Origin of the sequence: Humibacillus sp. DSM 29435 (genome assembly GCF_001758225.1) — a bacterium.
GTDB lineage: Bacteria > Actinomycetota > Actinomycetes > Actinomycetales > Dermatophilaceae > DSM-29435.
Genome location: NZ_MAST01000015.1, coordinates 40,027 through 64,032, shown reverse-complemented (window position 1 = coordinate 64,032; position 24,006 = coordinate 40,027). Strand labels below are relative to the sequence as shown.

The window sequence follows — 24,006 nt, the reverse complement described above, 5'->3', positions numbered from 1 at the left end:
GATGGCTACGCCTCCGGATCAGGCTGGGTGGTCGAGGGATACGTCGATCCGGCGTCGGTGTGGTCCTGCGAGACCGTCGTGTCCTTCGGCACGGCGACCTCGGTGGTCACCGTGACGTCGAAGGCCGCCGTGACTGCCGACAGCACGATGACGATGACGATGAGCGCCAGGAAGATGATGGCGGGGTGTGGCACCCGGTTGCCAGCCCGTTCGATCCAGCCGAGGGCCCGGCCCGGGCCGGCGCCCTCGAACGGACCCGTATCGCCTCGCCCTTGGGGTCCGCGACGGCCCCGCTCATGAGGCGCGCTGCCGCCCCCGGCGACCTCCCCGCCGGGGGCAGCACCCCTTCACCGTGAGGGCGTCACCGCCCCGTCGGCGGCGATGAGGTCGGCCGCCCGCTCCCCGATCATGATGGTCGCCGCGTTCGTGTTACCGCTCACCACGGTTGGCATGACGCTGGCATCGGCGACCCGCAACCCGCCCACGCCGAGCACCCGCAGCTCGGCATCGACGACGCTGCCCATCCGGCACGTCGACGTCTCGTGGTAGACGGTGAGGGCGTAGTGCCGGGCCAGGTCCTCCAGCAGCGCATCTGAAGGCTCAGCGCCCGTCGTGTGTCCATGCGCCTCGGCCAGGGCCGGCGGCACCAGCAGCGACCCGACACCTTGCCCCGGCCAGTGGCCGACGATGTCGAGGGCGCGACGCATGACCGCGACCATCACGGTGGCGTCGTGCGGGTCGGTCAAATAGTTGAGGTCGATGCGGGGGGCGTCGGCGACGTCGGCGCTCACCAGGCACACCTCGCCCTCCGAGTGCGGTTGCACCGGGTTGGGCAGCACCACGATGGTCTCGGCGTCGGGAGACAGGGCGGCATCCGGATCGGCGAAGTAGTCGGCGGGGTCGACGCGGAACAGGTGCCGCCAGATGTCAGGCGTGTAGCCACAGGCGAGCAGCCCGATCTGCGCGTCGTGAGTGTGCAGGTCACCGAGGCCCGTGGAGAAGAAGGCCACCGCGTCGTACAGCGACGAGGAGGCCAGGCCCTGCCCGGTGGTGGCCCACTCGGTCACCCGGCGCTCCGCCTCGGCGCGCAGCGCCTCGAGCTCGGGCGGGAGGTTCGCGTCGTCGGCCGGGTCGGCGGGCAGCGGCCCGGCCGGGGCCCGGAGGGCGTCCGGGCCGAGCGAGATGGCGATCTCGGTCATCGTCAGCGCCACCCCCGGGGCGGGGAAGGCGAGCGGCACGTGGAGGTGGTCCTTGAGGTGCTTGCCCACGTGGGGGTTGTCGAGCAGGCACTCGACGCCGACTGCGGCCAGCTCGTCACGGGGGCCGATGCCCGAGAGCAGCAGCACCTGCGGGGAGCCGATGGCTCCGGCACTGAGCACGACCTCCCGCTCGGCCCGCAGCGTGACCGCGTTGCCCTCTGCGTCGCGGTAGCGCACGCCGGTGGCGCGCAGCCCCGCACCGCTCGTCTCCAGGAGCACGCGCTCGACCTGGGCGTGGGTGATGACGGTGAGGTTCGCCCGCTCCATCACCGGCTCGAGGAACGCGTGGTAGGTCGAGCTGCGCTTGCCCTCACGGGTGGTCGTCTGGAAGAGCGATGCACAGCCGGTTGGCCCGCCGCGGTCACGCCCGTTGTAGTCACCCATCGGGATGCCGGAGGCCTGCGCCGCCGCGACGAACTGCTCGGCCGCGACGGTGCGGGGTGCGCGCACCGAGACCCCCAGTGGCCCACCTTCGCCGTGCGCCTCCTCGTCGATGACGACCCCTTCGGGCGGGTCGGGCGGCGCGAGGTCCTCGCTCTTGACGAAGTACGGCAGCACGTCGTCGTACGACCAGCCCTTGGCGCCCCCGGCCTCCCAGCCGTCGAAGTCGCCGGGGTGACCGCGCACGTAGGCCATGTAGTTCAGGCCCGACGAGCCGCCGAGCATCTTGCCTCTGGGCACCATCATCCGGCCGTCGGTGAGACCCTTGCCGGCGCCGCCCGGGTCACCGGTGTACATCCAGTCGACGTCGGGGTCGAGCTGCAGCGACGCGACCGCGGCCGGCATCAGCGCGCGGTCGGGGGGCGTGCCTCCTGCTTCCACGAGCGCGACACGCATCATGGGGTCCTCGGTGAGGCGAGCGGCGATGACGGCGCCCGCCGACCCACCCCCGACCACGATGACATCGAAGGCCGCCATCTCGGCTGATGCTGACGACTGGGCTGACGAACGGGCTGCGTCACTCATCGACGCCACCTCTCTGATCGGGTCGCGCTGGCGAAGGCTCCCCCGAGGTGCCACGAACGACGGCGTCGGGCACCAAGTGGGGCCCTATCAGGTGTCTACCACCGCACGCGACCGACCGGAAGGGGACCGATCGCCGGAACTCAGTCAGCTCTGAAGGTCGGCGAAGGCCAGCGGGTCGCGGGTGACGGCATACGTTGCAAAATAGAGCTTTTCGAGCTCGCCACCCGGCCCCCGCACCACCTCGAGCAGCTCGCCGCGCTCGCGACCCTCGACGGCACGGAACCGGTCCGGCCCTTCGGCGGCGTAGCAGGTCTCGGATGCCGGGTCGTTCTCGGCCAGGCGCGACCAGAGCCTCCCGCCGCGCACGAAGAAGGCGATGGGCGACCCCTCAGACCACCATTGCCCGAGCAGCGGGGCGAGGTCGGCCGAAGGCACCTCGGGCCTCCATGGCGTGGGCATCGTCGGCTCGGCGTCGACGACCGCCTCGACGAGGTCGGTCGCGAGCCCGACCGAGAGCGCCCCCGACGAGCAGTTGGCGAAGACGATCGCCCCCACCCCGTCGGAGCGGCGCACGCGCAGCCCCGTGAGGAAGCCCGGCATCGCTCCCCCGTGCCCGACGTAGACCCGGTCTCCCCGCCGGCCCATGCCGAAGCCGAGACCGTAGCCGCCTGTCCAGGCCTCCACGTCGGTCATGATGATCGGCCGGCACATCTCCTCGACCGTCTCGGGGCGAACGACGCGGTCGTCGGGCCGGGCCACGTAGGCGGCGTAGCGCGCCATGTCGGCCACGGTCGACCAGAGCCCACCGAGCGGCGCCGTGGCGTTGAGGGTGAAGAGCGGTTCCTCGGTGGCCGTACCGGCGAAGGGGTCGACCTGGTAGCCGACGGCTCGGTCTTCGCTGGGAGTCAGGCCGGTACGGGTCATGCCGAGCGGGCCCAGCACTCGTTCGTGCACCAGGTCGTTCCAGTCTCGGCCGGTGATGTGCTCGACCACCTGGCCGAGCAGCCCGTAGGCGAGGTTGGAGTAGTGGAACGCGTGGTGGGAGGGCAGCACCTGCTCGGCCTGCTCGACCCCGGCCAGGAAGGCGTCGCGGTCGGGAGCGACGAGGCTCTCCCAGATGTGCCCGACCGGTTCGCGCTGCAGGCCCGAGGCGTGCGCGAGCAGCTGGCGCAGCACGACCTTCGCGTGCCGCGTGCCACGCAGGTGGTCACCCAGCGTGTCGTCGAGCGTGAGCCGTCCTTCGTCGCGCAACGACATGACGACCAGGGCCGTGAACGTCTTGGTGACCGAGCCGATCATGAACTGGGTGTCGTCGTCGGCGGGCGCCGGCGGGTCATCGAGACGAGCCGCGCCCACGTGGCCCGACCAGACGAGATGGCCGTCGCGCACGACACCGGCGCTGACTCCCGGTGAGCGCCAGTCGCGCTGCGCGGCGACGAGGCGAGAGTCGAGATCGCGCACCACCCCGGCCGACAGAGCCTCATCCGAGGGTCGGGGCACGGATGCCGCTGTCGGAACGGTGTGAACGCCGTCAGTGCTCACTCTGCAGTCCGCAGGCTCATGGGCCCGTAGACGGCGACCTCGTTCTCGCGCAGTGTCACCGCCTCCACGCCGGCCGTGAGCAGGTCGCGCCACGACTCGCCGAGGTAGTTTTCGGCGTCGCTCTGGGTCGGGAAGCCGCTCTGCACGAGAGCGGCATCCGTCATTGGGTTGCCGTGGGCGTCGAGAAAGAGCCAGGTCCAGTCCGCACTCATGGGACTCACCCTAGTTCGCCCGGCTCGGCAGCGTTTGCCGCCGAGGTTTGACGGCCACCCCACACGCGTGCAACGGTTCGCGAGTACCCGATGGACGATGGGGCAAGCCGGCGAACCTCCGGCGCTGACCCGCAACCGTGACACCGCCTAATAGAACCGGGCGGTCAGCCGGAAAACCCGCGCCCGTCGGCTCCATTGTCAGTCTGTCGTGGAATACGGACCGGAGACACCAGGAGGTTTCCGGCCCCGGCCGTCCACCCACGGTGCCCCGCCCGCGAGGAGGAACCGTGAAACCTGTTCGGCCGAACGTTCATCGCGGGCCCTGGCGCATCGCCCTGGCCCTACTGCTGGCTGCCGCCTTCGCCGCCCTCACCGTGGCCCCGGCCCAGGCCGCCGCCTACCGTTACTGGGGTTTCTACCAGCAGACCGACGCGAAGTGGGCCTTCGCCCAGAAGGGGCCTGAGCAGACGACCCCGAAGGACGGCTCGGTCGAGGGGTGGCGCTTTGCCGTCGGCGACGAGAGCTCGTCTCGCCTACCCCGGGCCACAGTGACCTTCGAGCAGGTGTGCGCAGCCACCCCGGCCCAGGGCGGCAACAAGCGCGTCGCTCTCGTGGTCGACTTCGGCCGGGTCGCCGACTCGGCCGACGGTGCCACGCCACCTGACCCCAAGGCGGTGTGCGCCGTGGTCCCGACCGACGCGACGAGCGCCGACGTGCTGCGCGCCGCCGGCGACCTGCGGATGGACAAGGGCCTGCTGTGCGCGATCGGCGGCTACCCTGCCGCCGGCTGCGGCGAAGAGGTCAAGCAGGTCAGCGCCGAGGCAAAGGCCCCAGACACCGCCGTCACACTCGCGCTCCCGGCCGCAGCGGCCTCGAACACTCCGGGCGCGACCACGCCGGTGCCGAGCACCAGCCCTTCGAGCGCCACCGGTTCGAGCAGCACCGGTTCGAGCAGCACCGGTTCGAGCAGCACCGGGTCGAAAACTCCCGAGCCGAGCGCGTCGGCCGTCGCGACCAGCACGACGAGCGGGTCGAACACCGGCACGTTGATCGCCTACGTCGTCGCGGCCCTGGCCCTGATCGCCCTGGTCGTCTTCCTCGTGGTGCGCTCGCGCGCGGCGCGCAAGACGAGCGCCTGACCCGGCTCGATGCACGAGACGTGACGGCCGAGGCACATGCACCTGCGTGAGAGGCTCCAACACCCGGCAGCCTGGTGGCTGTGGGGGCTGGGTCTGGCCACGGCGGCCTCACGCACGGCCAACCCGGTGCTGCTGCTCCTCGTCATCGGGGTGTGCGTCGTCGTCGTCACCGAGCGTCGAGACCCGGCCACGCCGAACCCGCTCGTGCCGTTCCTGCTCATCGGCGGGTTCATCGTCGCCTTCCGCGTCGTGCTGACCGCCGTGCTCGGCAACGGCATCAACGGCCCCACCGTGGTGTTCAGCCTGCCGAGGGTGCCGCTGCCGGACTGGGCGAGCGGGGTGCGCCTCGGCGGCCCGGTCAGTCTCGAGTCGCTGCTCTTCGCCCTCTACGACAGCCTTCGCCTCGCCGCGATCCTGACCTGTCTCGGGGCGGCCAACGCCCTGGCGAGCCCCCGGCGGTTGCTGCGCTATCTGCCGGCGACCCTCTACGACGTCGGCACGGCCGTCGTGGTGGGCCTCACCTTTGCCCCGCAGCTGCTGTCCGACGCCCGCACCGTGCGGTCGGCACGCACCCTGCGCGGGCACGAGGGACGCGGGATCCGCGAGATCTCCCGCCTCGCGGTGCCGGTGCTCGAGACGGCCTTCGAGCGCTCGCTCGGCCTCGCGGCATCCATGGAGTCGCGCGGCTACGGGCGAGCCGTGCGATCAACGGTGCGCGACCGCCGGATCGCCTCGGCCCTGGCGCTCGTCGGACTGCTCGGAGTGCTTGGGGGTCTCTACGGCCTGCTCGACTCCTCCGCCGGCGGGGCGCTCGGTCTGCCTTTGCTCGTGGTCGGCGCGGCGCTCGCGGCGGCCAGTCTGGCCGTCGGGGCCTCGCGCGACTCCCGCTCGGGTCACCGCCGGGAACAGTGGGCGTGGACCGAGACCCTCACCGTGCTTACCGGCATCCTCAGTGCGGCGGTGCTGGTCGTCGGCTCGGTACGGGGATGGGAGGGCATCGTGCCCACGCAGCGCGCTGAGCTGCCGGCTGTGCCGCTGGTGGCCGTGGTCGCCATGCTGATCGCCGCGACCCCCGCGTTCTTCACCCCGAGGCCGCGGCAGGTCGACGCATGATCGTCTTCGACCGGGTGAGCGTCACGTACGCCGGCGCCCCCGCCCCGGCCCTGAGTGACGTCACCCTCGAGATCCCCGAGGGTGAGCTTGTGCTCGTCGTCGGTCCCACGGGCAGTGGGAAGTCCACGCTCCTGCGCACCATCAACGGGCTGGTGCCGCACTTCACCGGCGGCACGCTCTCGGGCAGCGTCGTCGTCGACGGCCTCGACACGGCCGAGCACCGACCCCGCGACCTCGCGACCATGGTGGGTCTCGTCGACCAGAACCCGACCTCCACGTTCGTCACCGACGTCGTCGAGGACGAGGTGGCTTACGGGATGGAGACGATGGGCCTGCACCCGACGACGATCCGGCGCCGTATCGAGGAGACGCTCGACCTGTTCGGCCTGACCCCCCTCCGGTCGCGTCCGCTGTCGGCCCTGTCGGGTGGGCAGCAGCAGCGGGTGGCGATCGCGTCGCTCTTCGCGGCCGGCCCCAAGGTGCTGGTTCTCGACGAGCCCACCTCAGCCCTCGACCCGGTCGCGGCCGAGGAGGTGCTGGCCTCGCTGCAGCGCATCGTGCACGACCTGGGGGTGACGGTGGTGCTCGCCGAACACCGGCTCGAGCGGGTCGTGCACCACGCCGACCGGGTGGTGCTCGTGTCGCAGGGTCGAACCTCGGGCCTGCTCGACCCGGCCACCGCCATGGCCACCTCGACGATCTTCCCCCCGGTGGTCGGGCTCTCACGACTCGCCGGATGGACCCCCACGCCCCTCTCGATCAGGGACGCCCGCCGCCACGCCGCCACGTTGCGAGCCACCCTCGGCGACCTGGGTGGGGCCCCCACCACCCCCCTGCGCGGCATCGGCCCGGCGGATGCCGTCACGGTCCGCGGCGCCCGCATCAGGCGCGGTTCGCGCGTCGTGATCGAGGGCCTCGACCTCACGGTGGCGCGGGGTTCGGTCACCGCGTTGATGGGACGCAACGGCGCCGGCAAGTCGACCCTGCTCGGGGCCCTCGCCGGTCAGCATCCACTCACCAGCGGCAGCATGCGCCTCGGCCGCCGGGGTCTCGACCCCCACGACGTCCGGGCCCGTGAACGGGTCGCGGTCGTGGGTCTCGTGCCGCAGCAACCCGAGCTGCTGCTCTACGCCGACTCGGTCGAGGCCGAGTGCGCCGACGCAGACCGTGACTTCGGGGTCGAACCAGGCACGACCGCGCGCATGCTGGCCCGCATCTCCGGGCCGATCGACGGCGGTCTGCACCCCCGTGACCTCTCGGAGGGACAGCGTCTCGAGCTGGCCGTGTCGGTGATCCTCGCCGGCGCCCCCGAGGTGCTGCTGCTCGACGAGCCGACCAGGGGGCTCGACTACGGCGCCAAGCAGCGGCTCGGCGCCACCCTCACCGAGCTGGCCGCCCGGGGCACGACGGTTGTCATCGCCACGCACGACGTCGAGCTGTGCGCTGAGGTGGCCGACCGGGTCGTCATCCTCGCCGACGGCGAGATCGTCAGCGACGGGCCGGCCCGTGAGGTGCTCTCCTCCTCCCCCGCCTTCGCCCCCCAGGTGACCAAGGTGCTGCTGCCGCAGACCTGGCTGACCGTCGCCGAGGTCGCCGCCGCCCTGGAGCGGTCGGCATGACAGCGGGCACGACCCGCCGGGCGATCCCGCTGCGCTGGCCGGCCGCGGTGGCGGTGTCGCTCGTCTGCACGGTCGGGCTGCTCGCCTTCGTCTGGCCGTTCGTGGTCTCGGCCGAGTTCGCCACCTCACACGGCAACGACGCCCCCTGGTTCTTCGCGGTGCTGCTCGCACTGCTGGCCCTGGTGTGCCTGGCCGAGCTGACGTCCGGGCGGCTCGACGCCAAGACGATCGCCGTGCTGGGCGTGGCCGCCGCGGCCGGGGGTGGGATGCGGCTGCTCAGCGCCGGCACCGCGGGCCTCGAGCCGATGTTCTTCGTGGTCATCGTCGCCGGTCGCGTGCTCGGGCCGGGCGTCGGCTTCGTCTCGGGCTCGCTGGCCGTCACCACCGGCGCCCTGCTCACCGGTGGGGTGGGTCCGTGGCTGCCCTTCCAGATGATCTGCGCGGGAGCCGTGGGCCTCGGGGCCGGCCTGCTGCCGGTTGCCGCGGGTGCCCGCGCCGAGCGTTGGGTCGTGGCCGGTTACGCGCTGCTCACCGGCCTCGGCTACGGCCTGCTGATGAACCTCTGGTTCTGGCCCTTCCTCGGCGCCAACGCCCCCACCGGCATGGGCTTCGTTCCCGGCGCCCCCGTGTCCGAGAACCTCAACCACTACGGCGTGTTCTACCTGGCGACCTCGCTCGGGTGGGACCTCCCGCGTGGGGTGCTGAACGCGGTCTTGGTGCTCGTGGCCGGCCCGGCCCTGCTTCGCGTCTTCCGCCGGGCGGCGCGTCGGGCCGCGTTCGACGCCCCGGTGGCCTTCGAGCAACCGCCCCTTCGCACCGCCCTTCCGGACGACCCCCGGGTCAGGGCACCGAAGCCGCCCGAGGTGGTGGGGCGATGAGTGTCACGCTCGTCACTGGCCCCGTGCGCAGCGGCAAGAGCCGCCACGCCGAGAGCCTGCTCCGGGGCCATCTCGAGGTGACGTACGTCGCGACGGGGCCTTCCGCTGACGACGCCTTCGAGACGGATGCCGTTGACACCGAGTGGGCGCACCGGGTGCGGCTCCACCAGGAGCGACGCCCCCCAGGGTGGCTGACGCTCGAGACGCACGAGGTGGAAGCGGCGGTCAGGGAGGCCACGACCCCGGTGCTGGTCGACTGCCTCGGCACCTGGCTCACCGCCGTCGTCGACGAGATCGGTTGGGACGACCTCCCGGCGGCCGACCGCATGCTGTCGACCCGGGTGCGCACGCTGACCTCCGCGCTGGTCGCTGCCCAGGTTCCGGTCGTGGTGGTGAGCAACGAGGTGGGCTGGTCGCTGGTGCCCACCACGGCCTCGGGCCGCTTCTTCCAGGACCAGCTCGGCCTGCTCAACGCCGCCGTCTCAGCGATCGCGCACCACGTGCATCTCGTCGTCGCCGGACGCGTGCTCGACCTCAGCGGTGCGGCGTTGGTTCCGCTCGGGTCTCGCCGCGGCGCGCCCGATGCGTGACGGTTGGCGACTCGCCTTCGGCACCTTGACGGTGATCCGCGTGGCCCCTCCGCGGGTCGTCGATGCGCGTACCGCAGGGATCGCGATGCTGCTGGCGCCCGTCACTGCCCTTCCGGCGCTCGTGGTGTGGGCGGCTTTGGCGGCCCTTGTGGTGCACGGCCTGCTGCCCGCAGCAGTCGGCGCCGCTCTGGCACTGGTCGGCACGGCGTTGCTCTCGCGAGCCATGCACCTCGACGGGCTGGCCGACACCGCAGACGGGCTCACGGCCAGCTACGACCGCGGCCGCGCCCTCGAGGTGATGCGGCGAGGCGACACCGGCCCAGCGGGTGCGGCCGCGCTGGTGCTGACCCTGTTGGTGCAGGCGGCGGCCCTCGCGGCGCTGATGCCGTCGACCGTCGGGGTGGCCCTCGCCGGGGCCGCTCTCGTCGCAAGCCGGCTGGCGCCGGCGGTCTGCGCGCGCACCGGCATCCCCGCGGCCCGTCCGGAGGGCCTGGGCCACACCGTGGCAGGGTCGGTGCAGACCGGTCGGCTGCTGGGCGTAGGCGTAGGCGTCGTCGGGGTCGCAGCACTCGGCGCCGGTCTGATGGGCTCGACCCAGGGGCTGGTCCTGCCTGCGGCAGCGGCATCCGTCGCTGTCGTGCTCGTCTCCTGCGCTGCGACGGAGGCAGTGCTCCGGCGCAGCGTGCTCCGTTTCGGCGGCATCACGGGCGACGTGATCGGCGCGTCGATGGAGATCGCCCTGGCGGCAAGCCTCGTCGTGGGCACGTTGGCCCTCGCCCTCGTCTCCACCTGAGCCGGTTGGCGGCAACGGTCGCTGTTCGACCACCTGGTTCGGCAGCGCCGAATGCGTGACCGCGACCCGCCCACCGCCTCCGGCCGCACCAACTGCGCGACGCGCGGCGCGACGCGCATCAAGGGTCGAAACCTCGACACCAACTGCGCGACGCGCGGCGCGACGCGCAGAAAGGGTCGGGAGGCGGGCAGGTGGAGGGCAGGTGCGGGGCGGCTTTCGAGACCCCTACGGCTGGCGCACCTGCACCTGCACGAAGGGCGGCTTGACCACCGTTGCGGCGACCGCGCGTCCACGCACGTCGATCTCGACCGTGGCACCGTCGGCAACCGAGGGAGCCAGCAGGGCCAGGGCGATTCCCTGCTTGAGGGTCGGCGAGAACGTGCCCGACGTCACCTCACCCACGTTGGCTCCGTCGGCGCTGACCGCGCAGTGCGGCCGTGGGATGCCGCGGCCGTCGACCCGCAGACCCCGGATCAGCCGCGTCGGGGCCGCCTTCTGCGCCACGAGCGCCTCCTTGCCCCAGAAGCTCTCTTTCTTCCAGCCGACGGCCCATCCCGCCCGAGCCTCAACGGGTGAGATGTCGAGGGAGAGGTCCTGGCCGTGCAGTGGGTAGCCCATCTCGGTGCGCAGCGTGTCGCGAGCGCCGAGCCCGCACGGTTTGCCGTCGAACGGGGCCATGGCCTCGACGAGGGCGTCCCAGACAGCAGGGGTGTCGTGCCACCGGGGCACGATCTCGTAGCCGCGCTCGCCGGTATAGCCGGTTCGGCAGACGATCACCGGGCGGCCCTGCCAGTCGGCCTCGACGAACGACATGTAGTCGTGACCCGTGGGCAGACCGAGGGTCTCGAGCACCTCGTCGCTGCGGCTCCCCTGCACCGCGATGACGCCGTAGTCCTCGTGCTGGTTGGTCACCTCGATGCCGTCGGGCGCGGCCGCCTGCAGCCGTCGCACCACCTCGGCCGTGTTGGCCGCGTTCGGGATCAGGAAGAGCTCTTCGTCGCTCTTGAGGTAGACGATGAGGTCGTCGACCACGCCTCCCGACTCGTCGCAGCACAGGGTGTACTGGGCCGACCCGGGCTGGATGCGGCGCACGTCGTTGGTCAGGCACGCGTTGACGAAGTCGGCGGCGCCCGGTCCGGTGACGGAGGCCTTGCCGAGGTGGCTGACGTCGAAGATGCCCACCCGCTCCCGAACGGCCGTGTGCTCGGCGACGACACCCCCACCCGGATACTCGATCGGCATGTCCCACCCACCGAAGTCGGCCATCTTGGCGCCCAGGGCGGTGTGGCGGTCGTGAAGCGGAGAGGTCTTCCCCGACGTCGGTGTCGTCATGGCCGCCAACCTACCGCGCCGGCCATTCACCAGAGCGCCATGCCTGTCTGGTCGATACCATCGAGCGCCGCCACCCCCGGCCAAGAGTGGGGCGCCCACATGGAGCGCTCCCGATCGCACCGCAACCAAGGAGCCTCTTCGTGGTCAACCTGACTCTCTCGACCCGCTCGGCGGCCGACGCCCCGGGTGACGCGCTCGTCATCGCGCTGGTGTCTGACTCCGCCGGCACGAACGGTGCCGCCCTTGCGCCGGGGCACGACCTCTCGCGCAAGATCGTCACTCACCTCACGTCGGTCATCGCTGATCTCGAGCTCGGCGGGAAGGTCGGCGAGGTGACCGTCGTGGCCGCAGTCCCCTCGGTGGCGAGCAAGGTCGTGGTGCTGGCCGGGATCGGCGACCTGGGCTCGGGCAGCGACGACCTCGAGAACATCCGTCAGGGCGTCGGCACGGCGATCCGGTCGTTGAGCAAGAAGAAGAAGGCCACTGTGGTCGTGCCGGGAACCACGGCCGAGATCGTCGCGGCGACCGCGGAGGGGGTGGCCCTCGGCGCCTACGCGGTGTCGAAGGCGGGCACCACCAACCAGGATGCCGTCGACGCCGTCGTCCTCGTCGGCCCGGGGGATGCGGCATCCCGCAAGGCGGTCAAGCGCGCAGCGGCGCTCGGTTCCGCCGTGGCCTACTGCCGTGACCTGGTGAACCTCGCTCCGAACCTGCTCTACCCCGAGACGTTCGTCGACTCGCTGGCCGAGAAGACCAAGGGCACCAAGGTCAAGCTCAAGAGCTACGACATGAAGGCGCTGCGCGCGGGCGGCTTCGGTGGCACCGTGGGCGTCGGCCAGGGTTCGGCGAACGAGCCCCGCATCGCCGTTCTCTCCTACGCCCCTTCGCGACCGAAGGCCACGATCGCGTTCGTGGGCAAGGGAATCACCTTCGACTCGGGCGGCCTCTGCATCAAGCCGGCCGGCGGGATGCTCACGATGAAGTGCGACATGGCCGGTGCCGCCGCTGTGGCTGCTGCGGTACTCGCCGTGGCCGAGCTCGGTCTTCCCGTGGCCGTGACCGGCTACCTGGGCCTGGCCGAGAACATGCCGAGCTCGACGGCTCAGCGCCCGAGTGATGTCGTGACGATGCGCGGCGGCACCACGGTCGAGGTGCTCAACACCGATGCCGAGGGCCGCATGGTGCTCGGCGACTGCATCGCCCTGGCGAGCGAGTCGGCTCCCGATGCCATCATCGACATCGCCACCCTCACCGGAGCCCAGGTGATCGCCCTGGCCAACACGGCTGCCGTGATGGCCAACGACGACGCGCTGCGCAGCCGAGTGGTCGACGCCTCGGCCACCGTCGGTGAGGCGATGTGGCCGATGCCGTTGCCCAAGGAACTGCGCTCTGCCCTCGACTCGATCAACGCCGACCTGGCCCACAAGGGCGGCTCCGAGGGCGGCATGCTCACCGCCGGCATCTTCCTGAGCGAGTTCGTCGGCAAGGGCATCCCCTGGAGCCACATCGACATCGCCGGACCGGCGTTCAACGACAAGGGCGCCACCGGCTACTCACCCAAGGGCGGCACCGGTTTCGGGGTGCGCACCCTCGTGGGGCTGGCCGAGTCCTACGTGTGACGCCATGACCCCGTGACCCCATGACTCATGACGCCGAGAGGGCAGTCCGTGTCGGTGAGCGTGGCCCGACGGCGACGCTTCACAGCACGAGCTGCCCTCTCGGCGGATCAGGAGTCGCTCAGCCGCCGGACTTGCGCCGGAACATCTGCTGCGCCTTCGCGGGCCCGTGCGAGCCGTGCACCTTGGAGCGTTCGGTGTCGTCGGAAGAGACGTCCTTGCCCCCGTGCGAGTGCTTCTTGTCGAGGGCTGCGCGGAACTTCGCCTTCATCTCTTCGCTCGGCGCGTTCGCCCCGTCATCCTGCTTGGGCATCTGCCTACCTCCTGCTGCTGAAACGTTCGGTGTGGGTCTCGACCCTCTCACCATCGCAGCCCGGAGGCGTACGTGCCACGGACTTATCGGTGTTCAGGCCTGTGCCGGGATGCCGCTGTGCCACGTTTCGAGCGGCCTCGACTCACGCGTCACCCTTGCGCTTGCGGGAGTTCCACTCGCGCATCCGGTTCGGGTAACCCGTCTGGTTGACGTCGTAGGCCGGCACTCCCAGCTTCTGGCTGAGCGAGAACGCGTCCTTCGGCGTACCGACGGCACGACGGGTCCACTCGCCGTCCCAGGCGATGAGCACGATAGTCGTGGTGGTCACGCTGGTGGCGGGCTCGACGTAGGCCTCGACCCCGCGGTGGGTCTCGACGAACGTCGTGAAGTGCTCGACCACGGCCTTCCGGTCGATCTCCATCTGAGGGCCGTCAGAGCGCAACGCCGCCTTTCCGAGGCCCGCTGTCGAGCCGCGACCCTTGCCACGAGAGAACAAACCCATGGCGGCACTTTACGTGCCCAGACCATGGCACCGGGACAACAGGTGAAAGAGGCGCGCAGCAAACGGACCGGTCTGCTTGTGACGTCGACCACGATCAATGACAAGATGCTCTTGCTGTCGCCCGTTACCTCGCCAACGCCCGAAGGAGCTCCATCACATGCCGGCTGGTGCCGCTGACGACTATGACGTCGTCATCCTCGGTGGGGGCTCGGGTGGCTATGCCTGTGCACTGCGGTCGGCCGAGCTCGGGTTGTCGGTGGCTCTCGTCGAGAAGGGCAAGCTGGGCGGGACCTGCCTGCACGTGGGGTGCATCCCGACCAAGGCGCTGCTCCACGCCGCCGAGGTGGCTGACGTGGCCCGCGAGGGCGCGAGCTTCGGCGTGCACACCCGGCTCGAGGGCGTCGACATGCCGGGCGTCAACCGCTACAAGGACTCCGTCGTCGCCCGGCTCTACAAGGGCCTCCAGGGCTTGGTCAAGGCCGCGAAGATCGACTTCGTCGAGGGCGCCGGCCGGCTCGACGGCCCTACCACCGTCGTCGTGGGCGAGCGTCGCATCACCGGTCGCAACGTCGTGCTCGCCACGGGCAGCTACCCGCGTACCCTTCCCGGCCTCGAGATCGGGGGCCGGGTCATGACGAGTGAGCAGGCCCTGCGACTCGAGGAGGTTCCGCAGCGGGTGGTCGTGCTCGGTGGCGGCGTCATCGGGGTCGAGTTCGCTTCCGTGTTCAAGAGCTTCGGCTCCGCCGTCACGGTGGTCGAAGCGCTGCCGCGGCTGGTGGCCGCCGAGGACGAGGCGCTGAGCAAGCAGCTCGAGCGGGCTTTCCACAAACGGAAGATCACGGTCAAGACCGGAGCGCGCTTCGCCGGCGCCACCCAGCACGCAGGCGTCGTGACCGTGTCGCTCGAAACCGGCGAGACCATCGAGGCCGATCTGTTGCTCGTCGCCGTCGGGCGCGGGCCGGTCACCGAGGGCCTGGGCTTCGAGCAGGCGGGTGTCAACATCGATCGCGGCTTCGTGCCCACCGACGAACGGCTGCGCACGAACGTCGCCGGTGTCTACGCCGTCGGCGACATCGTTCCGGGCCTTCAGCTCGCCCACCGCGGCTTCGCCCAGGGCATCTTCGTCGCCGAGCAGATCGCGGGTCTCGAACCAGCCGTCATCGACGAGTCGGGGATCCCCCGCGTCACCTACTGCGACCCCGAGGTCGCCAGCGTCGGCCTGACCGAAAGTCAGGCTCGCGACAGGTACGGCGACGTCGAGACCTACGAGTACAACCTCGGAGGCAACGGCAAGTCACAGATCCTCGGCACCCAGGGCTTCGTCAAGCTCGTTCGCGCCACGGGCGGCCCGGTCGTCGGCGTCCACCTGATCGGGGCCCGAATGGGTGAGCAGATCGGGGAGGCGCAGCTCATCGTGAACTGGGAGGCTCATCCCGAAGACGTCGCTGGCCTGGTCCATGCCCACCCCACCCAGAACGAGGCGCTCGGAGAGGCCCACCTGGCCTTGGCCGGGAAGCCCCTGCACGCACACGCTTGAGCCAGAAACTCGGAAGAGGAGAGAACACGACATGTCAGAACGCGTGACCATGCCGGCCCTGGGTGAGTCAGTCACCGAAGGGACCGTAACCCGCTGGCTGAAGAACGTCGGTGATCAGGTCGAGGTCGACGAGCCGCTGCTCGAAGTCTCGACCGACAAGGTCGACACCGAGATTCCCTCGCCGGTCGCCGGCACCCTTCAGGAGATTCTGGCCCAGGAGGACGACACGGTGCCGGTCGGAGCCGACCTCGCCGTCATCGGTGACGGCGCGGCCCCAGAAGGCAGTGGTTCATCGTCCGACGGTGCTGACGAGAGTGCCGCCGACACACCGGCCGAGGCGCCCAGCACCGAGGCCGAGCCCGAGGTCGGAACGAGCGAACCAGAGACCGAGAGCAAGACCGAGCAGGCACCGGCCGCTGCCCCCAAGGGCGACTCCAGTGAGTCTGGTGGCTCCGAGGGCGAGACGGTGACGATGCCCGCCCTCGGGGAGTCGGTCACAGAGGGAACCGTGACGCGCTGGCTCAAGGCCGAAGGTGACGACGTCGAGCTTGACGAGCCCCTCCTGGAGGTCTCGACCGACAAGGTCGACACCGAGATCCCCTCCCCGGTGGCCGGCAAGCTGACGAAGATCATCGCGGCCGAAGACGAGACCGTCGAGGTGGGCGGCGCCCTGGCCATCATCGGCGGCAGTGCCGCCGAGGCGGCCCCGGCCGCCGAGCCTGAGCCGGAGAAGGCGCCTGAGCCGCAGGCCGCACCCGCCGCGAAGGCCCCGGAGAAGGCAGCCGAGGAAGCACCCGCCCAGGCAGCGCCGGAGAAGGCGACCGATGCCGCAACCGGCCAGCCGGAGTCGCAGGCGGAGAAGACGGGCGTGGCGCCGACCGCGCCCGAGCCGGCATCCTCGTCTGGGTCATCGTCTGAGTCGTCATCCAACGACTCAGCGGCCTACGTCACGCCGCTCGTGCGCAAGCTCGCGACTCAGCACGGTGTCGACCTCGGCGCCCTCAAGGGCACCGGTGTCGGTGGCCGCATCCGCAAGCAGGACGTGCTCGATGCCGCTGAGGCGGCCAAGACGCCCGAGCCCGCCCCGGAGCCCGCAGCACCGGCGACTGCGCAGGCCAAGCAGGAGAGCGCCGCTCCGGCACGACCCGCGGCCGCGGCACCCCAGGTCTCGGCCAAGCGCGGCACCCGCGAGAAGATGTCGCGACTGCGCAAGGTGATCGCGACCCGGATGGTCGAGTCGCTCCAGGTCTCGGCCCAGCTGACCACGGTCGTCGAGGTCGACCTGACCAGGGTGGCTCGCCTGAGGGCCCGCGCCAAGGCCGACTTCGAGGCGCGGGAGGGCACCAAGCTCAGCTTCTTGCCGTTCCTGGCCCTGGCCACGACGGAGGCCCTCAAGGCCCACCCGAGCCTGAACGCGAGTCTCGACGGAGAGGAGATCGTCTACCACGGCAGCGAGAACCTCTCGATCGCGGTCGACACCCCGAAGGGGCTCATCGTTCCGGTGGTCAAGAACGCCGGTGACCTCAACATCGCCGGACTGGCCCGCGCGATCTCTGACGTGGCGGCCCGTACCCGCAGCAACAAGATCACGCCCGACGACCTGGCCGGTGGCACCTTCACCATCACCAACACCGGCAGCGTCGGTGCGCTCTTCGACACCCCGATCATCAACCAGCCGCAGGTGGCCATCCTCGGAACGGGGGCGATCGTCAAGCGGCCGGTGGTGGTCGCTGACGCCGACGGCGGCGAGACGATCGCGGTGCGTTCGATGATGTATCTCGCGTTGTCGTACGACCACCGCATCGTCGACGGGGCGGATGCCGCTCGGTTCCTCGGCACGATGAAGGCTCGCCTCGAAGAGGGTCAGTTCGAGGCCTCGCTCGGTCTCTGACCGAGAGCCTCAGGGCGCTGCTGTTTCCTGCTCGACACCGTTCCACCAGATGAGGTTCAACCATGGGCAAGCGCGTCGCCGTGACCGGTTCCACTGGACTGATCGGCGACGCGCTCTGTCGTCACCTCGTCGCACGAGGTGACAGCCTCGTGCGTCTCGTTCGACGTCCGACCGAAGCGGCTGACGAGCGAGAGTGGGACCCGGCCCAGGGGCTGCTCGAGCCGACAGCGCTCGAGGGCGTCGACGCGCTCGTCAACCTCGGAGGCGTGGGGATCGGCGACAAGCGCTGGACTGAGGAGCACAAGAAGGCGGTCGAGCAGTCTCGCGTCGACGCGACCGACACCGTCTCGCGAGCGCTCGCCCAGCATCTGTCGAGCACCGGGCGTCGCATTCGTCTCGTGAGCGGCTCGGCCGTCGGCTTCTACGGTGACCGAGGCGACGAGGTGCTCACCGAGTCGAGCCCGGCCGGCGACGACTTCCTCGCTGGCGTCGTGACGAGGTGGGAGGCGGCGGCCGACCCGGCCCGCGACGCCGGGCTCGACGTGGCGCTGGTCCGCACCGGCCTGGTGATGAGCCGACGTGGTGGCGCCTTCGAGCCGATCCTGCGTCTGGCCCGGCTCGGGCTGGGAGGGCCGCTGGGGTCGGGAAAGCAGTGGTTCCCCTGGATCACGTTGGTCGACGAGGTTCGCGCCATCGTTCACCTGATCGACCACCCCGACCTGGCCGGGCCCTTCAACCTGTCTGCGCCCGGCGAGGCCCGACAGAAGGAGGTGGCGACCGCCCTCGGGCAGGCCCTCTCACGCCCGGCGATCCTGCCCGCCCCGCGCTTCGCCATCCGGGTGGCCATCGGTGAGTTCGCCGACTCGGCGCTGGCCAGCCAACGCATGCACCCCGTAGCGCTCACCGCCAGTGGGTTCACCTTCGAGCACCCTGACCTCGCTGCCGGGGTCACCTGGCTCGTGAAGCACTGAGCTTCGGATCGCTGAGTGACTCGAGCCGCCAACCCTGTGGTAGCCACACCAACGAGAAGTCGAGGGTTCGGCCGGGGTCGGCTGATCGCTGCTGCCGCGCACCGTCAGAGGTGACGACCTCGTAGGGAGCCCACCTGACCTTGGCCCGCACGACGGCGTGGGTTCCTACCGTCTCGATGAGCCGCGCCGACTCGACGGACGGACGAAGCGACTCCCAGCGCACGTGCTGGGCCGACAAGGTGTCGATGAGCTTCTCGTCGGCCACCCACGAGGGCGACTGGGTGCGATGCACCTGAGCCAGCCCGGCGCGGTTCTGCCGGGTGAGGGCCTCGGCGCGGGTCGTGGACAGGGCCGCGACGAGCGCCCTGCCGCTCGTCGCGGGCGCCTGTCGGTCGATGCGGACGTCCACCGACGGTGCGGTGGTGGGGGCCGCCAGACGGATGGCCGAGGACGTAGCGGTCACGGTCGGAGCCGAGCTCGATGCCGTGCTGCCGGCCGACACGGCCCAGACAGCTGCGGCGCCTGCGAAGACCACAACTGCGCCGAGCGCCAGAGTCAGCGGCACTGCGCGAGAGGGCTGACTGGTGGCACCGCTCGAGGGTTCACGCTCGATGACGGGCGCCGCAGCGCCCGATCGACTGTCGACACCGACGGCCTCCACCGCAGCGCCGGGCGACCACGCACGCGAGCGACGAAGGATGCGCCTCCACCGGCTCGGCGTGGCGACAGCGGTGGGCGGGTCGTCGGCTGCCTGCACGCGCAGCCGGTGGGTCAGGGCAGCTGCGTCGTCACCGCCCACCACCACCTCGATCGGGTCAGCCCGGGTGGCGTCGTAGAAGAGGCGTGCAAGCGCAGCGGCGTCGGGTCGGCGAGCCGGGTCGGGGTCGATGCACGCTGCGACGACGGTCGCCAGCTCGTGGCCCACGTGGCTGCTCACGATCTCGGGGTCGAGTCGCTGGTCGGTGTCGGGCGCTCCGTTGCCCGTGGAGCAGAACCAGGCCAGCGCGCCCAGCGCGAAGACGTCGCTGCGGGCATCAGGTAGACCGCCCCGCCGCACCTCGGGAGCGATGAAGCCGGCGGTGCCGTAGACCGCTCCGGAGGCCGTGGCGATGACCTGGGCCGCGCCCAGGTCGAGCAGCTGCGGCACCCCCCTCTCGGAGATCATGACGTTGCCGGCGGAGATGTCGGCGTGAACCCCGCCCGCAGAGTGCAGGGCCGTCACGGCGTGACAGAGCGGTGTGAGCACCGTGACCACCTCCCCCGGACGAAGGTGCCCTCGACGACCGACGATGCTCGACAGCGAAGCCCCGCTCACCAGGTCGAAGACGAGCGCGATACGTCCGTCGGTGAGCGGAACGACATCGCGAAGACCTACCAGATGGTCGTGCTCGACGGCCATCAGCACGTGCCGCTCGGTGCTTGCCTGCTCAAGAGCCACGGGGTCGAGGCGGGCGTGCGGCACCTTGATGGCGACGGCTCGGCCCGTCGCGTCACGGCCTGACCAGACGACGCTCGAACCGCCGGAGCCGATGACGGCCTCGAGACGATGCCCGGGCACCACGGGAGGCTCCGGAGCGGGCTCTCGTGCCGGTCGGGTCGGTTGGCTCACACCCCCATGGTGCCCAGGTCGTCGGCGCTCGCGTTCGCGCCATCCACAGGGCAACGGCGCGACCGACTCGACCGGAATGACCGGAGTTACCAGCGTGATCGGCGGTGAAGGCAGCGGGGGCCGACCACACCCGCGGCCACACCCCTGGCGCAGACGGGCTAGGGGGCCTCCCCCGGCGTGATCACCGAGACCACCTGTTGGCCCCGCGCGCTGACGCGCGCCGCGTCGATCACGGCCAGCACGTGAACGGCATCCGACGGGTCGACCGGCATGGCCGACTGCGCGTCGGGGCCGGCCAACGCTCGCGCCACGCTGCGGTAGAAGTCGGCCTGGTCGGCGTCGGTCACCACCGGTCCTGGCTCCCGCTCGTCTCCGCGCACGATCCAGCCGACCGCGTCACCGTCGTTCTCGAACTCGGTGAAGGCGCTCACGTCGTCGACCTGTCTGCCGATCACGTAGGCGCCGGCTGAACCGGCGACCCGGGCCCGGGGACCGGGTGCGCCGTTCACCGAGCTGGCCATCAGATGGCTGACCACCCCTGACGTGTGATGGCACGCCAGGAAGGTGTCGTCGTCGGCGACCGTGGTGCGCTCGTCGATCTCCGCGTAGACACGCTCGATGCGCCCGTGCAGCACGACGGCCTGGTCGACGAGGTGGGACTGCAGGTCGAGCATCAGGCCGCCCCCCTCGCTCGCCGAAACCTGTTCTCGCCACCGCTCCTTCGGAACGGGGCGCCAACGGTCCCAGCGGTACTCGGCTCGCCAGATGTCGCCGACCAGGCCCTCGTCGCGAACGCGCAACAGCGCCGCGTGCTCGGGGTCGAACCGCCGGTTGTTGAACACCGTGAGTGGTACGCCCGCTCGCGCCGCCGCGTCGACGACCTCGATGGCCCGGCTCGCGTCGACCGCGAGCGGCTTGTCGACGACGAGTGGGATGCCGGCGTCGACCACGCGTTCGGCCTGCTCGGCGTGCACCCCGCTCGGGGAGGCCAGCACCACGAGGTCGATCCCCGGAAGGCCGAGCAGCGCGTCGAGGTCGGTCACGACCTTCGTGCCGGGGTGGTCGGAACGCACCTGCTCCGCGCGATCGCCGTTCGAGGTCGACACGGCAGCCAGCTCCAGGCCGGCGCGCACGATGAGCGGCGCGTGGATGCCGCGGCCTGCGGAGCCGTAGCCGACGAGCCCGACACGGATCGGGCGAGGTGAGGAGGCGGGGCTGGGAGGCATACGGCCCAGCCAACCACAGACCGCCTGGGCCGCCCGTGCCGGCGGCGTACCCTGACGGAATGCGCTTCGTGCACCTGGGTCTGAGCCCTGACTTCGTCGACTACGAGGCGGCCTGGCAGCTCCAGCGCGAGACCCACGCCAAGGTGGTGAGCGGTGAGGAGCCCGACACCGTCTACCTGCTCGAGCACGCCGCCGTCTACACGGCCGGCAAGCGCACCCAGCCGCAGGACCGCCCGACCGACGGCACCCCGGTCGTCGACGTCGACCGCGGCGGCAAGATCACCTGGCACGGTCCCGGACAGATCACCGGCTATCCCATCGTGCGTCTCCCCGCCCCCATCGACGTCGTCGGCTACGTCCGCCACCTCGAGGAGATGATGATTCGCGTCTGCGCCGACTTCGGGGTCGACGCCGGTCGCATTCCGGGTGAGAGCGGCACCTGGATCGCGGCCGACGAGCGCGGGCCACGGCGCAAGATCGGAGCGATCGGCATCCGGGTCAGCCGGCAGGTCGCGATGCACGGCTTCGCCCTCAACGCCGACCCCGACCTCTCCTGGGGCAAGGTCATCATCCCGTGCGGAATCGTCGGCGCCGGCGTCACCTCACTCTCCTTCGAGCTCGGCCGCGACGTGCCCGTCACCGAGGTGCTCCCCCACGTGGAACGCCACCTGCGCGACATCCTGCCCACCCTGAAACCGAACCGGCGCGCCATCGCAGTCGGCTCGTGATGACCCTCTAGGGTTTGGCCACCGACCCGCATCGAAACGTCACGGCTCGGCCGGCCAGACTCGACAGGGGAGCTCATGGACGTCGCGGTCCGCACCGTCAACCTTCGCAAGACCTACTGGACCCGCGGCGGCCGGCGCGTCGCCGTCCAGGGACTCAGCATGAGCGTGCCGTTGGGCGGTGTGCACGGCTTCCTCGGGCCCAACGGGTCAGGCAAGACCACGACGATCCGGATGCTGCTCGGGCTGATCCGCGCCGACAGCGGCACGGCCGAGGTCTTCGGCAGCCCCGTGCCCGGCAACCTGCCGGCGGTCATCGACCGGGTGGGCGCGATCGTCGAGTCGCCGAAGTTCTTTCCGTCGTTCACCGGGCGTCAGAACCTCAGCCTGCTCGCCAGCGCGATCGGCACCCCGAACGCGCGCATCGACGAGGTGCTCGAGGCGACCCACCTCGGTGATCGTGGTCGAGACCGCTTCGCCTCGTACTCCTTGGGCATGAAGCAGCGTCTGGCCATCGCGGCCACCCTGCTGAAGGACCCCGACCTGCTCATCTTCGACGAGCCGACCAACGGCCTCGACCCGGCCGGCATCCGAGAGGTCCGCGACACGATGCGCAGCCTCGGCGAGCAGGGCAAGACGGTGCTCGTCAGCTCGCACATCCTCGCCGAGGTCGAGCACGTGGCCGACACGGTGTCGATCATCGGTCACGGCGCCCTGCTCGCCGAGGGGCGGGTCAGCGACATCCTCGGCGACTCCGGTTCCGCTCGCGTGCGGGTCACCGTGGCCTCCCCGGAGCGCGCCGAGCAGGTTCTCGAGCACGACGGGCTCACCGTGAGCCGTGACGGCGAACGCCTGGTTGTGACCACGGAGGACCCCGCGGCGATCACACGGGCGTTGGCCGGGCACGGGCTCTACCTGAGCGAGCTGACCCCGATCCGGGCCGACCTCGAGTCGGTGTTCCTAGCCCTGACTGCCGAGGAAGGCCTGGGTAGCGAGTCAGACCGGGTGGCCGGTGGCGCGAAGGAGGGGGCGGCGTGACGAACCAGACCATGGTTCCGGCTGACCCGCGGCCGCGCGCCCAGGTGCGGCCTGGCGGCATCAGCTTCATCGGCCTCGTGGGGGTCGAGCTGCGCCGCCTGTGGTGGCGCCGGCTCACCAAGGTCGCCATCGTTGGGGTCATCGCGTTCGTCGGGCTCGCCACCTACGGCGTCTACGAGCAGACCAACCCCGAGGCCGTCGCCCAGCGCATCGACAGCTACAACTCGATGGTCGCCGAGATGAAGCAGCAGCAGCAGTCGATGACGGCTGAGGACAAGGCCGCGCAGATCTCCGGATGCCGCACCGACGAGGCTGCGCAGAAGGCGGTCGACCCTAGCGCCGACTTCAACTGCGAGCAGGTCTTCGGCCCGCCCAGCCCCGAGGATTTCGGCCTCACGAACCCCGCGACCGACGAGCTCATCCGCGGGGTGGCACAAAGCGCCGTCTACCTGCTGGGTTTCCTCTCGTTCCTGCTTGCCGCGAGCTTCATCGCAGCTGAGTTCTCCTCCGGCTCGATGGGCAACTGGCTCACCTTCCAGCCGCGGCGCCTGCGCGTGGCCGCCTCGAAGCTCACGGCGAGCACCATCGCCGGCGCCCTGCTGGCAGTGTTCGGCCTCGCGCTTACGGCCCTGGCCGTCAGCGGGGTGGCCACGGTCAACCGGCCCGATGCCTCACTGAAGCTGCCCGAGGCCCTGCCGTCGAACCCGGAACCGCTCGCCCTGGCTCTGCTACGCATCGTCGCGGTGGTGGCGCTCGGCGGGCTCGGCGGGGCTGCGATCGGGCTCATCGCCCGCAGCACAGCCGCCGTCGTGGGGCTGGTGCTCGGCTACGGGGTCGTGGTCGAGGGGTTCATCGCGAACGGCATCGGAGACGGACGCCTGAGGCCCTGGTTCGTCAGCCTCAACATCGACGCCTTCGTGCAGAACGGCGCCACGTACTACGTCAACGTCTGCAACGCCGACGGCTGTCAGGGGCTGCAGCTGAAGAACAGCTTCACCCATGGCTGGGTCTACCTGCTCATCGTCGCCGTCGTCGGGGTGGTCGCCGCCCTGGCCATCTTCCGGCGGCGCGACGTCACCTGACCGGTCACTACGCCGCTGAACCGCCCCACGCATCAGTGACGTAAGAACCCGCC

Annotated in this window: 22 protein-coding genes and 1 riboswitch; of the genes, 13 read left to right on the top strand and 9 right to left on the bottom strand. The window is 70.9% G+C overall.

The window, feature by feature from the left end; genetic code table 11:
* Nucleotides 1–5: 5 nt before the first annotated feature.
* The 4 genes from BA895_RS12125 to BA895_RS12110 all read right to left on the bottom strand — a co-directional run bounded on the left by BA895_RS12125 (nt 6) and on the right by BA895_RS12110 (nt 3,979).
* On the bottom strand, nt 6–215 hold the full coding sequence (locus BA895_RS12125; protein WP_139142624.1) for an AbgT family transporter: 210 nt from the start codon (nt 213–215) through the stop codon (nt 6–8).
* 132 nt (nt 216–347) lie between these two features.
* Nucleotides 348–2,225: a GMC family oxidoreductase gene (locus tag BA895_RS12120; protein ID WP_139142623.1), complete on the bottom strand. Its 1,878-nt coding sequence runs from the start codon at nt 2,223–2,225 to the stop codon at nt 348–350.
* A gap of 144 nt (nt 2,226–2,369) precedes the next feature.
* Nucleotides 2,370–3,767 (bottom strand): serine hydrolase, encoded by a 1,398-nt coding sequence (locus BA895_RS12115; RefSeq protein WP_254666445.1) that lies wholly within the window; start codon nt 3,765–3,767, stop codon nt 2,370–2,372.
* The gene (locus BA895_RS12110; protein ID WP_070192163.1) at nt 3,764–3,979 is read right to left on the bottom strand and encodes a hypothetical protein; all 216 of its coding nucleotides are present in this window, start codon (nt 3,977–3,979) and stop codon (nt 3,764–3,766) included. Before BA895_RS12110 ends, BA895_RS12115 begins: the two co-directional genes overlap by 4 nt.
* A 64-nt stretch (nt 3,980–4,043) precedes the next feature.
* A riboswitch (cobalamin riboswitch) is annotated at nt 4,044–4,179 on the top strand.
* Between the two features lie 87 nt (nt 4,180–4,266).
* On the opposite strand from BA895_RS12110, the gene BA895_RS12105 reads away from it, so the two are divergent.
* Genes BA895_RS12105 through BA895_RS12080 form a run of 6 tightly spaced genes read left to right on the top strand, consistent with a single transcriptional unit; the run spans nt 4,267 to nt 10,111 of the window.
* The gene (locus tag BA895_RS12105; protein WP_083283274.1) at nt 4,267–5,118 is read left to right on the top strand and encodes an SCO2322 family protein; all 852 of its coding nucleotides are present in this window, start codon (nt 4,267–4,269) and stop codon (nt 5,116–5,118) included.
* 36 nt (nt 5,119–5,154) lie between these two features.
* Nucleotides 5,155–6,231: an energy-coupling factor transporter transmembrane component T gene (locus BA895_RS12100; RefSeq protein ID WP_070192161.1), complete on the top strand. Its 1,077-nt coding sequence runs from the start codon at nt 5,155–5,157 to the stop codon at nt 6,229–6,231.
* Nucleotides 6,228–7,850, top strand: coding sequence for an ABC transporter ATP-binding protein (locus BA895_RS12095; RefSeq protein WP_070192160.1), 1,623 nt, complete (start codon nt 6,228–6,230; stop codon nt 7,848–7,850). The genes BA895_RS12100 and BA895_RS12095 overlap by 4 nt, the downstream gene beginning before the upstream one ends.
* Nucleotides 7,847–8,728, top strand: coding sequence for an ECF transporter S component (locus BA895_RS12090; RefSeq protein ID WP_070192159.1), 882 nt, complete (start codon nt 7,847–7,849; stop codon nt 8,726–8,728). The genes BA895_RS12095 and BA895_RS12090 overlap by 4 nt, the downstream gene beginning before the upstream one ends.
* The gene (locus tag BA895_RS12085) at nt 8,725–9,318 is read left to right on the top strand and encodes a bifunctional adenosylcobinamide kinase/adenosylcobinamide-phosphate guanylyltransferase (RefSeq protein WP_070192158.1); all 594 of its coding nucleotides are present in this window, start codon (nt 8,725–8,727) and stop codon (nt 9,316–9,318) included. The genes BA895_RS12090 and BA895_RS12085 overlap by 4 nt, the downstream gene beginning before the upstream one ends.
* Complete coding sequence (locus BA895_RS12080) at nt 9,311–10,111, top strand: adenosylcobinamide-GDP ribazoletransferase (RefSeq protein ID WP_070192181.1); 801 nt, start codon at nt 9,311–9,313, stop codon at nt 10,109–10,111. The genes BA895_RS12085 and BA895_RS12080 overlap by 8 nt, the downstream gene beginning before the upstream one ends.
* Before the next feature lie 225 nt (nt 10,112–10,336).
* Here BA895_RS12080 and gcvT read toward each other — a convergent pair whose 3' ends face one another.
* On the bottom strand, nt 10,337–11,443 hold the full coding sequence (gene gcvT / locus BA895_RS12075) for a glycine cleavage system aminomethyltransferase GcvT (protein WP_070192157.1): 1,107 nt from the start codon (nt 11,441–11,443) through the stop codon (nt 10,337–10,339).
* 140 nt (nt 11,444–11,583) lie between these two features.
* Between gcvT and BA895_RS12070 the strand changes: the two genes are divergently transcribed.
* Nucleotides 11,584–13,062 carry a leucyl aminopeptidase gene (locus BA895_RS12070; protein ID WP_070192156.1) on the top strand — a complete coding sequence of 493 codons (1,479 nt, stop codon included), beginning with the start codon at nt 11,584–11,586 and terminating at the stop codon, nt 13,060–13,062.
* A gap of 118 nt (nt 13,063–13,180) precedes the next feature.
* On the opposite strand, the gene BA895_RS12065 is transcribed toward BA895_RS12070, so the two are convergent.
* The gene (locus BA895_RS12065) at nt 13,181–13,372 is read right to left on the bottom strand and encodes a DUF5302 domain-containing protein (RefSeq protein WP_070192155.1); all 192 of its coding nucleotides are present in this window, start codon (nt 13,370–13,372) and stop codon (nt 13,181–13,183) included.
* A gap of 142 nt (nt 13,373–13,514) precedes the next feature.
* Nucleotides 13,515–13,874 carry a hypothetical protein gene (locus tag BA895_RS12060; RefSeq protein WP_070192154.1) on the bottom strand — a complete coding sequence of 120 codons (360 nt, stop codon included), beginning with the start codon at nt 13,872–13,874 and terminating at the stop codon, nt 13,515–13,517.
* 157 nt (nt 13,875–14,031) lie between these two features.
* Here BA895_RS12060 and lpdA point away from each other — a divergent pair, with 157 nt between their 5' ends.
* The 3 genes from lpdA to BA895_RS12045 all read left to right on the top strand — a co-directional run bounded on the left by lpdA (nt 14,032) and on the right by BA895_RS12045 (nt 18,273).
* The gene (gene lpdA / locus BA895_RS12055; RefSeq protein ID WP_070192153.1) at nt 14,032–15,411 is read left to right on the top strand and encodes a dihydrolipoyl dehydrogenase; all 1,380 of its coding nucleotides are present in this window, start codon (nt 14,032–14,034) and stop codon (nt 15,409–15,411) included.
* A 31-nt stretch (nt 15,412–15,442) separates the two neighbouring features.
* On the top strand, nt 15,443–17,302 hold the full coding sequence (sucB, locus tag BA895_RS12050) for a 2-oxoglutarate dehydrogenase, E2 component, dihydrolipoamide succinyltransferase (RefSeq protein WP_070192152.1): 1,860 nt from the start codon (nt 15,443–15,445) through the stop codon (nt 17,300–17,302).
* Nucleotides 17,303–17,364: 62 nt separating this feature from the next.
* Nucleotides 17,365–18,273, top strand: coding sequence for a TIGR01777 family oxidoreductase (locus BA895_RS12045; protein ID WP_070192151.1), 909 nt, complete (start codon nt 17,365–17,367; stop codon nt 18,271–18,273).
* Here the strand turns inward: BA895_RS12045 and BA895_RS12040 are convergent.
* Nucleotides 18,251–19,882: a serine/threonine-protein kinase gene (locus BA895_RS12040; protein WP_175442303.1), complete on the bottom strand. Its 1,632-nt coding sequence runs from the start codon at nt 19,880–19,882 to the stop codon at nt 18,251–18,253. The genes BA895_RS12045 and BA895_RS12040 overlap by 23 nt on opposite strands.
* A 158-nt stretch (nt 19,883–20,040) precedes the next feature.
* Entirely contained in the window at nt 20,041–21,108 is a 1,068-nt protein-coding gene (locus BA895_RS12035) for a Gfo/Idh/MocA family oxidoreductase (protein ID WP_070192149.1), read from the bottom strand.
* A gap of 59 nt (nt 21,109–21,167) precedes the next feature.
* On the opposite strand from BA895_RS12035, the gene lipB reads away from it, so the two are divergent.
* From lipB to BA895_RS12020, 3 genes are all read left to right on the top strand, one after another.
* On the top strand, nt 21,168–21,836 hold the full coding sequence (gene lipB, locus BA895_RS12030; RefSeq protein WP_070192148.1) for a lipoyl(octanoyl) transferase LipB: 669 nt from the start codon (nt 21,168–21,170) through the stop codon (nt 21,834–21,836).
* A 75-nt stretch (nt 21,837–21,911) separates the two neighbouring features.
* The gene (locus BA895_RS12025) at nt 21,912–22,871 is read left to right on the top strand and encodes an ABC transporter ATP-binding protein (protein WP_070192147.1); all 960 of its coding nucleotides are present in this window, start codon (nt 21,912–21,914) and stop codon (nt 22,869–22,871) included.
* Complete coding sequence (locus BA895_RS12020; protein ID WP_254666444.1) at nt 22,868–23,953, top strand: ABC transporter permease subunit; 1,086 nt, start codon at nt 22,868–22,870, stop codon at nt 23,951–23,953. Before BA895_RS12025 ends, BA895_RS12020 begins: the two co-directional genes overlap by 4 nt.
* The last annotated feature ends 53 nt before the right edge of the window (nt 23,954–24,006 follow it).